The sequence below is a fragment of the Methylobacterium sp. E-065 genome (assembly GCF_022829605.1).
In the GTDB taxonomy this organism is placed as follows: Bacteria; Pseudomonadota; Alphaproteobacteria; order Rhizobiales; family Beijerinckiaceae; genus Methylobacterium.
On the sequence record NZ_JAKSYD010000128.1, the window covers coordinates 143,040 to 158,028 of the forward strand.

The window sequence follows — 14,989 nt, forward strand, 5'->3', positions numbered from 1 at the left end:
GCGTCGCGATGTCCGACCGGTGCGCCCTGCCTGACCGGGCGGAACATCCAGGCTTGTTGTAAAGCTGTCGGGACGCATACAGATGGGGTGCCGAAGCGGTCAAGCGCGTGGCGCCGCCGGCGCAACCCCCATCGACAGATCGAGCAGCCGCCCCTCGAACAGCCGGTCCCGCGAGGCGCCGATATGGGCGGCCATGCGGGCGCGGGCGGCCTCCGCCTCACCGTCACGGATCGCCGCGAAGATCCCGTGATGCTCCTCAAGAACGCCGCGCAGGCCCGATCGCGGCCCCAGCAGGGCGAGGCCGTGGATCTTCATGCCCACCGCTACGTGCGATTGCAGGGCCTGCAGGGAGGCCGCGTAATAGTGGTTGTTCGAGGCGACCGCGACCGCGTGGTGGAAGGCGAAGTCGGCGTCCTCCCGGTGTTGCTCCTGGCGGGTGGCCAGAGCGAGCAGATCGAGGGCCGCCGCGATCCGGTCGAGGGCGCCGGCGTCGCGACGCGTGGCGGCGTGGAAGGCCGCGTCCGGCTCCAGGGTCAGGCGGAACTCGTAGCAGCGCTGGATGTCGGCGATGCTCTCCACCGGTGCGAAGCCCGGGGCGGGGCTGGCCTCGCGGGGCCGGACGAAGCTGCCCGCCCCCTGCCGCGAAACGATCGCACCCTCCCGGCGCAGCCGGTCGAGGGCGGTCCGCACCACCGGCCGCGAGACCTGGAACCGGCCGGCGAGGTCGTGCTCGCTCGGCAGGCGGCCTTGGGCCGGATAGGTGCCGTTGGCGATGCCGGTGAGGATCGCATCGTAGATGCCATCCGACAGGGACGCGGGCGTGGCAACGGCCGCCTTCGCCACCGCGCGGCGCCCCGATACCGCGCCGGGCGCCTGCGCGGGGCCGGGCAGGGCTGACGACATCCGGGATGGCCTCCGTGCGCGTTTCGTCGGCTAAGTCATCAACGCGACAGCCCGATTGTCAACAAGTCTGCAGTTGTCCGCCATGTTGCACGCACTTGTCGAAAAGTTGTAACAGGCCCCGGGGGGTTGAGATTTCAGGTGACGGGCCCGGAACAGGGGTCGCGCCGGAGGACGACCCATGCAGATTCCGATCAAGCGCTCGCTGGAGCGCGTCCCGGGCGGCCTGATGGTGGTGCCGCTCTTCCTCGGCGCGATCCTCCACACGCTGTTCCCCAACACCGCGACCTTCTTCGGCTCGTTCACCGGGGCGCTGTTCAACGGCGCCCTGCCGATCCTGGCGGTGTTCTTCGTCTGCATGGGCGCAGGCATCGATTTCCGCGCCACCCCGGCGATCGCCCGCAAGGGCGGCGTCCTGCTGGCCACCAAGGTCGGCATTGCGGCGATCCTGGGCGTGGTGTTCGGCCATCTGCTCGGCGAGGCGCCAATCATGGGCGGTGCCTTCGTGGGGCTCTCGACGCTCGCGATCGTCGCCGCCATGAACGACACCAATGGCGGGCTCTACCTCGCCCTCATGGGCCAGTTCGGCCGCCCGAAGGATGCGGGCGCCTACGCGATCATGAGCCTCGAATCCGGCCCGTTCCTCACCATGGTCACGCTCGGGCTCGCTGGCCTCTCCGCCTTCCCGTGGCCGACGCTGGTCGGCAGCATCCTGCCGCTCCTGATCGGCATGATCCTGGGCAACCTCGACCGGGACATGCGCGCCTTCCTGTCGAGCGCCGCCCCTGTGATGATCCCGTTCTTCGCCTTCGCGCTCGGCTTCGGGCTCGACCTCGCCAAGATCTGGCAGGCGGGTCTGCTGGGAATCGGGCTCGGCGTCGCCGTGGTGGCGGTCACGGGGGCGGCCCTGTTCGTGGCCGACCGGCTGACCGGGGGCAACGGGGTCGCCGGGGTGGCGGCCGCCTCGACGGCGGGCAATGCCGCCGCCGTCCCGGCCATCATCGTGGCCGCCAATCCCGCCTACGCGGAGGCCGCCGGGCCCGCCACCGTGCTGGTGGCGGCGAGCGTCGTGGTCACGGCCCTGCTGGTGCCGTTGCTCACCGCCTTCGTGGCCGCCCGGGTGCGGCAGGAGGTGGAGCCGTCCGAGCCGCTGCACGAGCCGGTGGCACGGTCCGCGGCGCCCCTGCGCTGATCCATCCACAGGCCTGCATCGGCGCGACGTCGCGGCGGCAACCGAAGACGGGGACGCCCGGTTGTCCTGGCAGACAGCCCGGCACCGCCGCGGCACGGCCAGAGACCGGAGCGGGCACAGCATGTCCACCGAAGCCAGAGGCAAGACGCATATCGACATCTTCGACCGCGCCGCCCGGGAGGCCTGGGCCCAGCGCTTCGGCGTGAGCGAGGACCGGCTGCGCAAGGCCGTCACGATGGTGGGGAGCCGGATCACCAGCGTCGCCGCCTACCTCGAAAGGCCGGCCCCCTGAGCGGGGCGGGCATCGCCATGAAGACCGATCCCTATCCGCCTGCCGGATCGACGGCTCCGGAGTCTCCGCCCCACGCCTCGGAAACCTCGGCCATGTCCGACGACCAGACCGCGCCGTCTCCCGGGCCTTCGCCGTCGGCGCCGGACGCCATCACGTTCGAGCAGATCCGCGAGCGCGCCTACGAGTTATGGGAACGCAACCATCGGCCGGAGGGATTCGAGATCGAGTTCTGGCTCCTGGCCGAGCGGGAGCTGCGCAAGGAGCGCCGGAGCCGGGCGGCCAAGGACGGGCCGGCCGGTTCCGAGCCACCGTCGCAATAGCGTCTCCCCGTCTCTGGCGTGTAGTTTGCGACGCGGCGTGAACGATCGCCGACGCCGTCCGCGATCCGATGATTGGTCGCGCGACGGGGACCCGCCTTGGAGACATCCGCCCTGACCCGCCGCAGCTTCACCGGACTCGGTCTCGGAGGCGCTGTGGCGACGGCGTCCGGTGGCGTCCTGGCCCAGGCAGGCCCCGCACCGTCGACGGCGTCCGACAAGCCCGCTCCCCTCACCAGCGCCCCAGTCTCGCAAGCTGGCCTCGGTCCGCGCCTGACGCTGCATGCCATCGACAATTTCCACGGCACCCCGGCCGCCGGCATGGTCTGCGACCTCGCTTGGCGCGAGGGCGACAGCCTCACGCCGATCAAGACCGTGACCACCGGGGCCAACGGACGGCCGGCCGAGCCGCTGCTGACGGATGCCGCGCTCCGGCCCGGCCATTACGAGCTGCTGCTGCATGTCGGCGCCTATTTCGCCGCCCGCGGCGTCAGCCTGCCGAGCCCGAACTTCCTCGACCGGGTGCCGATCCGCTTCCGCATCCGTGACGCGGGGCAGCGCCATCACCTGCCGGTGCTGTTCACGCCCTGGGGCTATTCCTACTATCGCGGCAGCTGATCCCGTCAGGACACGATATCCATGGCCGGCATCTCGACCCACGTCCTCGACACCGACCGCGGGCGCCCCGCGGCGGGGATCCGCATCGATTTCTCAGTGCTGGACGGGGAAACGTGGCGGCTCGTGAAGAGCGTGGTCACGAACGCGGACGGACGCACAGACCAGCCGATCCTGGCGCCGAGCGACGCGAAGGTCGGCCAGTATCAGCTGGCCTTCCACGTCGATGATTACTTCCGGGACCGCCCCGGCACTGCGGAAGCCGACATCTTCATCGACAACCCGGTGGTGCGCTTCGCGATCTTCGACCCGGCGCAGCATTACCACGTGCCGATGCTCTGCGCCCCCGGCAGCTTCACCACCTACCGCGGCAGCTGAGACCGTGCCCGACCTTGCCACCGTCAACCGGATGGAGGAGGGGGCCTTCGTGGCCTTGCTCGGCGGGGTGTTCGAGCACGCGGCCTGGGTGGCTGAGGCCGCCGTGCCGCAGCGTCCGTTCGCCAGCCTGGCCGATCTGCACGCGGCGATGATGCGGGCGGTGCACGCGGCGGCCCCGGATCTGCAACTGGCCTTCCTCAACGGCCATCCGGAACTCGCCGGCCCGGAGGCACGCGCCCACAGCCTCACGGACGATTCGGCCAGCGAGCAGGGCAGCGCCGGGCTCGACCGTATGGCGGCGTCGGAGGCGGCGGCCTTTGCTCGGCTGAATGCGGCCTACCGCGCCCGGTTCGGCTTCCCGTTCATCATCGCGGTGCGGGGGCGCGGCCGGGCCGAGATTCTCTCCGCGTTCGAGGCCCGGCTCGGCCGGGATCCGGCGACCGAGCGGGAGACCGCGCTTGGGGAGGTTGCGCAGATCACCCGCATGCGGCTGGAGCGTCTGATCGACGCCTGATGGCGCCGGCGGTTCAGGCGGCTGCCGACCGCACGTCCTTGATGGCCGCCTCGAACGCCACGAAGGCGGCGGTCGCCTCGTCCCAGGCCTGGGCGCGGACGTGGCGGATCATCGTTGCAGCCTGCTCGCGGGCCTGCGCCAGGGGTGCCTCCACGGCGGCCGGACGCGCCGGATTGGCCGCGACGGCGACGGGCGGCTTGTCGGCCGGGCGCATGCCGACCAGGGTCGCCGCAATGGCGCGCCGCCAGGCAGCGAGGTCGGCCGGAAGGCGCGCCGTATGCGCCTCCGTCGCCTGGCCGCCATCCTGCCGGTCGAGCAGGTTGCGGCCGAGCGTTTCGATCCGCTCGAGTTCGGCCATGGCGTCCCCGATCTCCCGGCGCGCCTTGTCGGTGCCCTCCGCGATCCGGCCGACGTTGTTGGCGATGTCGCCGGTGGCCTGGATCTGCTGGTTCAGGATCTCGGAGGCCTCACGCATCTGCGACGCGACGTTCGCGACGGCGCCGCTCTCGGCCTCGACGCGGGCGTTGGCCCGCACCATGGCGGCGGCCCCGGTCTCGACCGCGCCGCGGCTGCGCGTGACCGCGGCCTGCATGGCCGCCATCTCCTCACGCAGGCCCGCCACGCGGGCCCGGATCTCATCGGTCGCCTTGGCGGTCTGGGCCGACAGGGTCTTCACCTCGGCGGCCACCACGGCGAAGCCGCGCCCTGCCTCGCCGGCGCGCGCTGCCTCGATCGTGGCGTTGAGCGCCAGGAGGTTCGTCTGGGCCGAGATCGCCGCGATGGTGCCGGCCATCTCCTCGATCCGCAGGGCCGCGGTCGAGAAGCTGTCGAGCCGGCTCCCGATCTCCTCGGTGCCCTCCTCGATGCCGCGCATGCCCTCGGTGGCGCGATGGAGGTCGCCGACGCAGGTGGCGATTCCGGCGCGGGCGGTCTCGGCGGTCTCGGCAGCCGACGCGGAGCGGGCCGCGATCTCGCCCGTGGTGGCAGCCAGTTCCTCGCTGGCGGCCGCGATCAGCCGGGCCTGCTCGGCGGTGCCCGAGGCGTCGTGGGTCATCCAGCCGATCGAGGTGCCGGCATCCGAGGCTGCGGCCGACATGCGCGCCAGGAGCGACTGCCATTCGCGATCGAAGGCCGGGATGGCGGCGGCCTGCGGACCTGCCGCGACCTCGACGATCACCGGTGCCTGCACCGGCGCAGCGGCTATCTGCAGGGCGGCAGGGGCGCCCTTTTCCGAGCGCTTGCGGTTCAGGCCGAACATGCGGAGTTCTCCAATCAACGAGTCGGAGGCGATCTTCGCACGGATCCTTCAACCAATGATGAAGGCTAATCTTATCTTTCTCTAATCGATCCGATGAAGCGCTCCCCTGTAGGGAGCGCTTCATCCTTCGAAAGTCCGCGCCATCGGCCTTAGAGGGCCGGTGGCGCTGCGGCTCACTCGCCGGTCAGAGCGGCCTTGGTGCGGGACCACCAGCCGGCGCGCTTGGGCCGGTCCGGATCGGACGGGGGGGTCAGCACGACCGCCACGGGCTCGCGCACCGGTTCCGCAGCCGACGCGGAGGCCGGCTCGGCGGTGCCGTTCGTCGGTCGGGTCTCAGCGGCCTCCGTTTCCGGATCGGCAACCGGCAGATCCACCGCCGTCTCGCCGCGGATCGGCTCAGGCGTGGCCTCGATGATCTCGGCCACGGCCTCGACGCTCACCGGCTCCTCCGCCAGCCGCACGACCGTCTCGTCGGAGGCTGCAGCCTCCTCCGCCTCGGCGCCCTCGCGGGTGCGGCCGTCGCTGCGTCCACGTCCGCCGCGGCGACCGCGGCGACGGCGGCGTCCCCCGTCGTCCTCCGCCTGGGCGGCCTCGTCCGGACCTGCCGCAGCGGTGTCGGCCGTGTCGCTCTCGGCCGCTAGGGCCATCTCGGCCGGCTCGCCCGCTGCCGTCTCGACGGTCGCCGCGTTGGCGGCCGCCGGCTCCTCGCCGTCCCACTCCTCGTCCCGGCCGTCTTCGTCGGATTGCGGCGCGCCCTGGCGCTCCTCATCGGAACGCCCCTCCGTGCGACCGCCCCGGCGGCGACGACGGCGGCGACGGCGGCGACCATCGCCCTCGTCGCGCGTCCCGTCCTCCCGCGCCTCGGTGCGGCCTTCTTCAGCCTCAGTCTCACCCTCGGCTTCGGCCTCAGCCGCGCCTTCCGCCTCCGCCTCGACCTCAGCATCCGCCTCTTCGATCTCCTCGTCCTCGTCCTCGAACTCCGTGGTCGGCGAGATCGCCTGGGCACGCACGCCCGTCACCGGACCCTCAGCGCGCTGGGCCGGATCGCCCCGGTCGAGCTGGAAGGCGGTGGTCGCCGCCAGCCGCTCGTCGGCCGCAATCGTGATGGTCACGCCGAAGCGCACCTCCAGCTCGCGCAGGTGTCCGCGCTTCTGATTGAGGATGTAGAGGGCGACCTCGGTCCGCGTGCGCAGGATGAGGTTGTGGGCGGCCGACTTGAGCAGCGCTTCCTCGATCGAGCGCAGGATGTGCAGCGCCACCGACGCGGTCGCGCGCACGAAGCCCGAGCCGCCGCAATGGGGGCACGGGATCGAGGAGGATTCGAGCACGCCGGTGCGGATGCGCTGGCGGCTCATCTCCATGAGGCCGAAGGGCGAGATCCGGCCGACCTGGATGCGGGCGCGGTCGTTCTTCAGGCAGTCGTTGAGCTTCTTCTCGACGGCGCGGTTGTTGCGCTTCTCCTCCATGTCGATGAAGTCGATGACGATCAGGCCTGCGAGGTCGCGCAGGCGCAGCTGGCGGGCGACCTCTTCGGCCGCTTCCAGGTTCGTCCGGAGTGCGGTGTCCTCGATGTCGTGCTCGCGGGTCGAGCGGCCGGAATTCACGTCGATCGAGACCAGCGCCTCGGTCGGGTTGATGACGAGATAGCCGCCGGACTTCAGCGAGACGTGGCTGGAGAACATCGCGTCGAGCTGCTGCTCGACCCCGAACCGGGCGAAGATCGGCGTCGGATCGCGGTAGGGCTTCACGACCTTGGACTGGCCGGGCATCAGCATCCGCATGAAGTCCCTGGCCTCGCGGTAGGCGTCCTCGCCGGCGACCAGAACCTCGTCCAGTTCCTTGTTGTAGAGGTCACGGATGGCGCGCTTGATCAGCGACCCCTCCTCGTAGACCAGGGCCGGGGCCATCGAGGTCAGCGTCAACTCGCGGACCGATTCCCACAGGCGCATCAGGTACTCGAAGTCCCGGGCGATCTCGGGCTTGGAGCGCGAGGCACCGGCGGTGCGCAGGATGACGCCCATCCCCTCGGGCACCTCCAGGTCCTGCACGACCTCCTTGAGGCGCTTGCGGTCGGCCGCCGAGGTGATTTTTCGCGATATCCCGCCACCGCGGCCGGTATTGGGCATCAGCACCGAGTAGCGGCCGGCCAGCGACAGGTAGGTGGTGAGCGCCGCGCCCTTCGTGCCGCGCTCCTCCTTGACCACCTGCACCAGGATGATCTGGCGGCGCTTGATCACCTCCTGGATCTTGTACTGGCGGCGGTGGTGGCGCGGACGCTCGGGGATCTCGGCCAGCGCGTCGCCGTTGCCGCCGATCTGAGCGATCCGGGGCTCGGCGTCGGGATCGTCGGATTCCTCGTCCGAATCGTCATCCTCGTCGGACTCGTCCTCGTCGTCCTCCGACTCGTCCTCATCCTCGTCGTCGTCGGATTCGTCCTCGTCGGACTCATCCTCGTCGAGCAGTTCTTCGGCCTCGCCCACGGCCGGGCCGCTGCGGCCCGAGGCCTCCGCGACATCCTCCGCGACGGTCTCGGCCGGCTCCTCGGCCACGGTCAGGGCCTGCGCCACGGCGAGCCGGGCCTCAGGCTCGGCCGGGTCGTCCTGGTCGGTCGCGGCTTCCTCGGCCTGCGCCGTGACCGGCGCGGTATCGTCGGCGAACTCGGCAGCCCGCGCCGGCTCGGCGATATCCCCGGCTTCGGTCTCGGAGGCGAGGGCCTCCTGCACCGCCTCGGGGTTCTCGGCGAGCGTATCGGGCATGCCGGCTGGTGCGATCCCGGCCTCCGGGGGCGTCTCGTCGCGACCCTCGATCCGGGCCTCGTCACCCTCGAGATGCTCGGTCTCGCGCGCGGTCTCGTGCGCGTCCTCGGCGCTCACGGACTCGTCGGTGCCGCGGGTGCGGGCCTCGGCGCGGCGACCGCGGGAGCGGCGGGGCGAGCGACGGCGGCGCTCCTCGCGCTCCCGGTGCTCCTCGGCGTCGCGGGCTTCCTCCTCGAGGAGGGCCTGCCGGTCGGCCAGGGGGATCTGGTAATAGTCGGGGTGGATCTCGTTGAAGGCCAGGAAGCCGTGGCGGTTGCCGCCATACTCCACGAACGCGGCCTGGAGCGAGGGCTCAACCCGGGTGACCTTGGCGAGATAGATGTTGCCGCGCAGTTGGCGCCGGTTGGCGGCCTCGAAGTCGAATTCCTCGACCCTAGACCCTTGGACCGTGACGACCCGGGTCTCCTCCGGGTGCATCGCGTCGATCAGCATTTTGTTGGCCATGTCGGACTCTCGGCATGGCGGCCGACGTCGTTCTCCGTGCCCGTGGTCCCGGCGGCGCCTCGCCCGACGTCAAGCCTGTCGGGCACGGTGCCGGCCTCGTCGCCGAGGCGGATGGGTTCGAGGGGAAATTGCCGTCAACCGCCGGTCGGCGCGCAGGGCGCCTGGGGTTGAAACAGGCCGGGTCGACGGACGGACCGGTGCGACGCAACGTATGCGCCTCCGGGGCACGCGCAGCGCTCTGCTGGGCCGTGCGTCCGTCCATCGTGGTCCCGACCTCGCGAAACACTCTCGGCCGGGTTGGACCGGCCGTGAATTCCTGGGTGCGGCGGAAGATCCGCCGCGACGTGCGACACCTGCCCGATCGGGGAAGACACCCGTTGCCGCCAGGCGGACCAACAGAGCCCGCCGCGACACCACGGCCGTTTTCGCGAGGAATTCGGTCGCGTCCGCGGGCCGTTGCGGCGGCCGGCGGGACCGGAAAGGGTCGGTATCATTACAGACGGCCGCGCGGATTTGGCAAGGGTCAACCGTGAATAGATGTCACGGGGGTGTCACGGGGGCCGGCCGCGGCGTCTGGGGTGCGGGCTGCGTGCGAACTGTCGGATCTGCATCGATCGAGCAGCAGCGGCGCGAATGGGCCATCCAACCGACCTGCCCTCATCCTGAGGTGCCGGAGCGCAGCGGAGGCCTCGAAGAAGACCTCGAAGGATCGCGCGATTTCTGCAGCCGTCCTTCGAGGCCCGCTGTGCTGGCGCCTCAGGATGAGGTGAAGGGTGGGATCACTCGGTCGGCTCGCCGTAAACCGTGGCGTATCCGCGGACAGACGGGCGGCGGAGCCAAACCGTGCTCACTCTGCCGCCTCCAACCGCGGCGCCACCCCAGCGAGCGCCGCCGGCTTCGGGCCGCCGGTCGCCCAGTCGAGCAGCTCCACCGTGTGGACGATCGGGATGCCGGTGCCCTTCCCGATCTGCGTGGCGCAGCCGATGTTGCCGGTGGCGATCACGTCCGGGCGGACGCGCTCGATGTTGGCGACCTTCCGGGCGCGCAGCTTCGCGGCGAGTTCCGGCTGCAGGATGTTGTAGGTCCCCGCCGAGCCGCAGCAGATATGGCCCTCGGGCACGTCCTTCACGGTGAAGCCCGCGCGCTTCAGCAGCGTCTTGGGCTCCAGGCGGATGCCCTGGCCGTGCTGCATCGAGCAGGCCGAATGATAGGCCACCACGAGGTCGGTCTCGGCGACGGGGGCCAGATCGAGCAGCGCGAGATACTCGGTCACGTCCTTGGCGAGCGCCGACACCCGCTTCGCCTTCTCGGCATAGGCCGGGTCGTCGCGGAACATGAAGCCGTAATCCTTGATCGTCGTGCCGCAGCCCGAGGCCGTGACCAGGATCGCGTCGAGCCCCTTGGCGATCTCGGCCTCCCAGGCGTCGATCGTCTGCTTGGCGAGCGCATGGGCCGAATCCGCCTTGCCCATGTGATGGGTCAGCGCCCCGCAGCAGCCCTCCTGCGCGTGGACGACCTCGACCCCGTGGCGGTTGAGCAGCCGGATCGCCGCCGCGTTGAAGTCCGGCCGCAGGACGCTCTGGGCGCAGCCGCGCAGCAGGGCGACGCGCTTAGAGGCCGTCCCGGTCGCCGCCGGGAAGCGGCCGGGCCGGTTCGTCGGATCCCGGGGCGGCATCCCCGAGGGTGCAAGGTCGAGCATGGCGGCGAGCCGGTTGCCCACCCGCGGGAGCCGCGCCACCAGCCCGCGGAACGGGGCTACGAGCTTGGCGCCGATCAGCGCGAGGCGGAAGCGGTTCGGGTAGGGCAGGACCTGCGCCAGCAGCGCCCGCAGGAACCGATCCCCGGCGGGCCTGGCAAAGGTCTCCTCGATATGCGTCCGGGCGTGATCGACGAGGTGCATGTAGTGCACGCCGGACGGGCAGGTGGTCATGCAGGACAGGCAGGAGAGGCAGCGGTCGACATGCTTGACCACCTCCGGCGAGGCCGGCTTGCCGCCCTCCAGCATGTCCTTGATCAGGTAGATGCGCCCGCGCGGGGAATCGAGCTCGTCGCCGAGGAGCAGGTAGGTCGGGCAGGTTGCCGTGCAGAAGCCGCAATGCACGCAGGTCCGCAGGATTTTTTCGGACGCCGCCATGGCGGGATCAGCGAGCTGGGCCGGGGCGAAATTGGTCTGCACGGTCTCTTCCTGCCTGCTCTCGACTGCCTGCGCGCTCTCCTCCCCTGTCAATTCCGGACCTGTCCGGGATCGCTCGAGCTTGCGGGGAGGGGAATTATAGTCCGGCGTACATCCGGCCCGGGTTGAGCACGCCGTTCGGATCGTGCGCCGTCTTGATCCCCGCACTGAGCCGCATCAGCGGCTCGGCGAGAGGTTCGAACACCGGCACGGCGGCACGCACGGCGTCGGGCGCGCGCACCAGCGTGGCGTGGCCGCCCTGCGCCCGCACGGCCTTGCGCACCGTATCGGCCCCGGCATCGCCCTCCGCGCCGGTGGCGAGCCAGATCAGGCCGCCGCCCCAGTCGAAGAACCAGCGCGCGTCGCGCTCGGCCGCCACCGCGGCCACGAGCGCCGGCCCGTGGGTCGGCGCCGTGGAGATCCGCCAGAGCGCCGCATCCCGGGGCTCGGCGAGCGGCGCGGCGTCGCGCACCGACCGCCAGAGGACGGCGCCGGCCTCGCCGTCGATGATCTCGGGCTGGCCGTAGCGCTTCAGCAGGCGCGTCAGCTCGCCCGTGCGGTAGTCGATCGAGTCCGAAAAGCCCTCCAGGCGCATCAGCGTCCGCGCCTGCGAGGCGCCGATCCCGGCCGGAAGGTGCGCCGCCCCGGTCAGCTCGAAGGGCGAACCCAGAGCCTCCGACAGGGCCGTGATCGCCCGGGCATCGTCCAGGCCGGCGAAGGCCAGGGTGGCGACCCGCTCGCTCGCCGGTAGGACCTTGAAGGTCACCTCGGTGAGGAGCCCGAGGGTGCCGTGCGCGCCGGCCATCAGCTTCACGAGGTCGAGACCGGTGACGTTCTTCATCACCCGCCCGCCCGACTTGATCGCCTCGCCCCGTCCGTTGACGAAGCGCACGCCGATCAGGCTGTCCCGGGCGGCGCCGGCATTGATCCGCCGGGGGCCGGCATTGTTGATCGCCGCCACCGCCCCGAGGGTCGGTGCGCCGGTGGTGCCGTAGAGGCCGCGCAGGTCCATCGGCTCGAAGGGCAGAATCTGGCCCTTCGTGGCGAGCAGCGCCTCGACCTCGGCGAGCGGGGTCCCGGCTCGGGCGGCCACCACCATCTCGGCGGGCTCGTAGAGGGTGACGCCGGTGAGCGCCTTCGCCGAGAGCGTCGCGCTGTCCTGCGCGGGGCGGCCGAGCCCCGCCGCGGTGCCGCCGCCTTCGAGCCGCAGGCGCTCGCCGCGCCCGGCCGCCGCCCGCACGATCTCCGCGGCCTCGGCCTCGGTGCCGGGCTCGTAGACGCCCATCGTTTCCGCCCCGGTCTTGTTTGAAACCATTCCACAGCGGGTGTCGCCGGAACGGCTTGCGGATTCAAGCGCAGGTGGAGTCGCGGGGTTTCAGCGGCTCGAATTCCTTGATGGGCCGCTGGGCGGTCGAGGGGTGTGCTCTATTCCGCCGCCACGGCCCGCCCCGGGCGCAGCCGGCCGCCGATCTGCCGGCGCAGCCCGGCGATGTCGAAGATCCAGACCAGCGCCCCGTAGAGAACCATTCCGGCCGGGACCAGCACCGCCAGGGCGGTGGCCGGGGGCAGGTGGCGGAACGGCGCCAGCGCGAGGCCCATGGCCGAGCAGGCGAGCGCCGCCGCCCCGATCGAGCTCCAGGGCAGGTGGATGCGCTCCGGACCCGTGAGGACGCGCCAGCCGAGCCACAGCCCGGCCGTGGCCAGCCCGGTGCTCTGCGCCACGGCGACCCCGATCCCGCCCAGACGCTCCGGCAGGATCAGCAGGCCCACGCCGTTGACCGCGAGCCCGATCAGCGCCGAGGCGATCACCGGCAGGGTCCGGCGGCGGATCTGGAAGACCGGGTTGAGGGCGTAGAACATCATGGTCAGGCAGAACAGGCCCGGCATCAGCGCAACGCTGTAGCTCTCGAACGGGCCGCGATAGGCGTCGGGCACCACCAGCGCCTGGAGCGCCGGCAGCACGGCCCAGAAGCCGACTGCGCATGGCGCCAGCAGCGCGAACACCATGCCGGCATTCTCGGCGACCTGCGCCTCGGCGGCGGCCCGGCCGCGCTGCTCCTCGGCCTGGACGGCGAGCTGGAACAGCAACAGGTCGAGGGCGGTGCCGAGCGTCATCATCGCGCGCGACGTGACGTCGGCGGCGAGCGCGAAGTAGCCGGCCTCCGCGAAGCCGGCATGGCCCGCGATCGCACCCCGGTTGACGAAGGCGACGCTCAGATAGGCGGTGTTGGCGGCGATCAGCGGCAGGCCGTAGCGCGCGAAGACCCGCCATGTGGCCGAGAGGCGCGGCCGCTCGAACGGCGTGCGCGGATCGCGCAGGGGATGACGCAGCAGCACGACCGCAAGGAACTGGCTCAAGCCCGCCGCCGCCAGCACCCAGGCCGGCTGCGGCAGCCACCATGCGGCGGCGGCCATCAACCCGAAGGCGAGGACGTTCTTCACCGCCACGAGGCCGAGATAGAGCTTCCCGTCGAACCGGGCACGCGCCAAAGCCGCGTGATAGTCGAACACCCCGATCCCGAGGGCCGCGAGCCCGGTGCCGCACAGGATGGCCGCGTGCCCGTCCGCCCCATCGGCGAAGCCGAAGGCGCCGCACAGGGCGGCGGCGGCCAGCAGCAGCAGGCCGACCCGCAGGTAGGCCCGGTCGAGCCCGTGGCGGATCCACGGCTCGTCCGCGCGCACCCGCCCCGAATAGAAGCGCGTCGCGGAGAGCCGCAGCCATTCGAACAGCACCGTGTTGAGCACGGTCGCTCCGGTGGTGGCGAGGGCGAATCGCCCGAAATCGGCCGGACCGAGCAGCTTGGCGATCAGCAGGCCCAGAACGAAGTTGAGTCCCGCATTGATTATGAAGGCGGCGATCACGGCCATGAACGGCGTCTCACGGGTGGCGGGGTCTTTCGGGCGGTCGCTGCGCTATAGCGCGGTCGCCGTAAAACTCTTTTAACGGGGCAGCATCGCGGCAGAGACCAGTATCGCATAGTCCGGTCCCGCGGCCGGGGACGGGTCGATACCGCAACCGGCGGACCCGCTGGCGCTCCAGCATGATTCGCGATGCCTGACATCGGAAGCGGTACGCGGCACCTCGGCACGGGGCAGCCTGAGGTGATCTGATTTCGCGTCGATGAACTGTCGATTAAGTCCTAAGACATTCATTCCGGTAAAAAGAGAATAATCTCGTATTTAAATACAGAACCGTAATCTCAGGACATTGTTGATTCAGTGCCCGCCGGTTCGGCCTCGTCGGAGGCATCGGGTATGGCTCCGGCTCGGGGTGAGGTTGTGGGTCGGACAACCTCCACGGCCGTGACTTCTACAGCGCGCGCTCGTAGCGCCACGCCTCCATCCCGTCTTCATAATAGTCGGGCCGCACCGCGAAGCGGGTGTAGCCCCGGCGCTCGTAGAGCCGGATCCCGGCGCCATTGTCGGCCCGGACCTCGAGCCGCAGGCGGTCGCAGCCATGGGCGCGCGCGCGCGCCTCCGCGGCGTCGAGGAGCTTGCCGCCGAGCCCGAGGCCGCCGCGATTCGGCGCCACCGCGATCGAGGCCAGCCGGGCGATCCGGCTGCTGCGCCGCCGCTCCAGCACCGCCGCACCGACCAGCACGGGGGTCGGATCCCCGTCCGGCGGATCGATTAGCGCCGCCAGCACGTCCATCGTGGGCGAGCCGATCGCGTGGCGGATCGCCCGGCGTTCGGCCCGGTCGATGGCGAAGGCGGCGTGTTCCAGGGCGACGAGGGCGTCGAGATCGGCGAGCGTGGCGGTGCGGATCGTCGGCTCGGGGAGCCCGGCGCCGACCGGGTTGCGCAAGGGGGCGCTCATCGACGGGCGCTCATCGACGGGCGCTCATTGGGGGGACGCTCACGCCTGCGCCATCGCGATGGATCTGCCCGGCCCGCCCATCGATCACTCACCCGAATACCCCGCCGTCAGATGCCCGCTTCCGCGGCACTTGGGAAGCCCGTTCGGCCGGCCGGGGCGCCCGGAATGCGCTGTTTTTGCAACGGCCGGCTCCGACTGTGGATGGCGGCCGAAAAAGCCAGTCCTCCAGGTTGTGTCGCCCTTGCCGCCCGGGGGCATCCCCCATATATGCGC

The 14,989-nt window shown here is 71.1% G+C and carries 13 protein-coding genes; 6 read left to right on the forward strand and 7 right to left on the reverse strand.

Annotated elements, in window-relative coordinates:
• Positions 1 to 99: 99 nt before the first annotated feature.
• Positions 100 to 903: a FadR/GntR family transcriptional regulator gene (locus MKK84_RS18190; protein WP_243922142.1), complete on the reverse strand. Its 804-nt coding sequence runs from the start codon at positions 901 to 903 to the stop codon at positions 100 to 102.
• 178 nt (positions 904 to 1,081) lie between these two features.
• Between MKK84_RS18190 and MKK84_RS18195 the strand changes: the two genes are divergently transcribed.
• The 6 genes from MKK84_RS18195 (at position 1,082) to uraD (ending at position 4,208) form a co-directional block, all read left to right on the forward strand.
• Positions 1,082 to 2,092: a 2-keto-3-deoxygluconate permease gene (locus MKK84_RS18195; RefSeq protein ID WP_279599586.1), complete on the forward strand. Its 1,011-nt coding sequence runs from the start codon at positions 1,082 to 1,084 to the stop codon at positions 2,090 to 2,092.
• A gap of 121 nt (positions 2,093 to 2,213) precedes the next feature.
• On the forward strand, positions 2,214 to 2,384 hold the full coding sequence (locus MKK84_RS18200; protein ID WP_243922144.1) for a DUF3606 domain-containing protein: 171 nt from the start codon (positions 2,214 to 2,216) through the stop codon (positions 2,382 to 2,384).
• Positions 2,385 to 2,476: 92 nt separating this feature from the next.
• The gene (locus MKK84_RS18205; RefSeq protein WP_243922145.1) at positions 2,477 to 2,704 is read left to right on the forward strand and encodes a DUF2934 domain-containing protein; all 228 of its coding nucleotides are present in this window, start codon (positions 2,477 to 2,479) and stop codon (positions 2,702 to 2,704) included.
• Positions 2,705 to 2,800: 96 nt separating this feature from the next.
• Complete coding sequence (gene uraH, locus MKK84_RS18210; protein ID WP_243922147.1) at positions 2,801 to 3,319, forward strand: hydroxyisourate hydrolase; 519 nt, start codon at positions 2,801 to 2,803, stop codon at positions 3,317 to 3,319.
• Between the two features lie 21 nt (positions 3,320 to 3,340).
• A complete protein-coding gene (gene uraH / locus MKK84_RS18215) occupies positions 3,341 to 3,694 on the forward strand; it encodes a hydroxyisourate hydrolase (protein ID WP_243922149.1) in 354 nt (117 codons plus the stop codon).
• 4 nt (positions 3,695 to 3,698) lie between these two features.
• On the forward strand, positions 3,699 to 4,208 hold the full coding sequence (gene uraD, locus MKK84_RS18220) for a 2-oxo-4-hydroxy-4-carboxy-5-ureidoimidazoline decarboxylase (RefSeq protein ID WP_243922151.1): 510 nt from the start codon (positions 3,699 to 3,701) through the stop codon (positions 4,206 to 4,208).
• Positions 4,209 to 4,221: 13 nt separating this feature from the next.
• Here the strand turns inward: uraD and MKK84_RS18225 are convergent, their stop codons facing one another.
• The 6 genes from MKK84_RS18225 to MKK84_RS18250 all read right to left on the reverse strand — a co-directional run bounded on the left by MKK84_RS18225 (position 4,222) and on the right by MKK84_RS18250 (position 14,716).
• A complete protein-coding gene (locus MKK84_RS18225) occupies positions 4,222 to 5,466 on the reverse strand; it encodes a methyl-accepting chemotaxis protein (RefSeq protein ID WP_243922153.1) in 1,245 nt (414 codons plus the stop codon).
• Between the two features lie 173 nt (positions 5,467 to 5,639).
• Positions 5,640 to 8,726, reverse strand: coding sequence for a ribonuclease E/G (locus tag MKK84_RS18230; RefSeq protein WP_243922155.1), 3,087 nt, complete (start codon positions 8,724 to 8,726; stop codon positions 5,640 to 5,642).
• 847 nt (positions 8,727 to 9,573) lie between these two features.
• Positions 9,574 to 10,902: a glycolate oxidase subunit GlcF gene (gene glcF / locus MKK84_RS18235; protein ID WP_243922157.1), complete on the reverse strand. Its 1,329-nt coding sequence runs from the start codon at positions 10,900 to 10,902 to the stop codon at positions 9,574 to 9,576.
• A 94-nt stretch (positions 10,903 to 10,996) separates the two neighbouring features.
• The gene (locus MKK84_RS18240; RefSeq protein WP_243922159.1) at positions 10,997 to 12,184 is read right to left on the reverse strand and encodes an FAD-binding protein; all 1,188 of its coding nucleotides are present in this window, start codon (positions 12,182 to 12,184) and stop codon (positions 10,997 to 10,999) included.
• A gap of 140 nt (positions 12,185 to 12,324) precedes the next feature.
• Entirely contained in the window at positions 12,325 to 13,767 is a 1,443-nt protein-coding gene (locus tag MKK84_RS18245; RefSeq protein ID WP_243922161.1) for a lipopolysaccharide biosynthesis protein, read from the reverse strand.
• 442 nt (positions 13,768 to 14,209) lie between these two features.
• Positions 14,210 to 14,716, reverse strand: a complete 507-nt coding sequence (locus tag MKK84_RS18250) for a GNAT family N-acetyltransferase (RefSeq protein ID WP_243922163.1) — start codon at positions 14,714 to 14,716, stop codon at positions 14,210 to 14,212.
• Positions 14,717 to 14,989 lie beyond the last annotated feature (273 nt).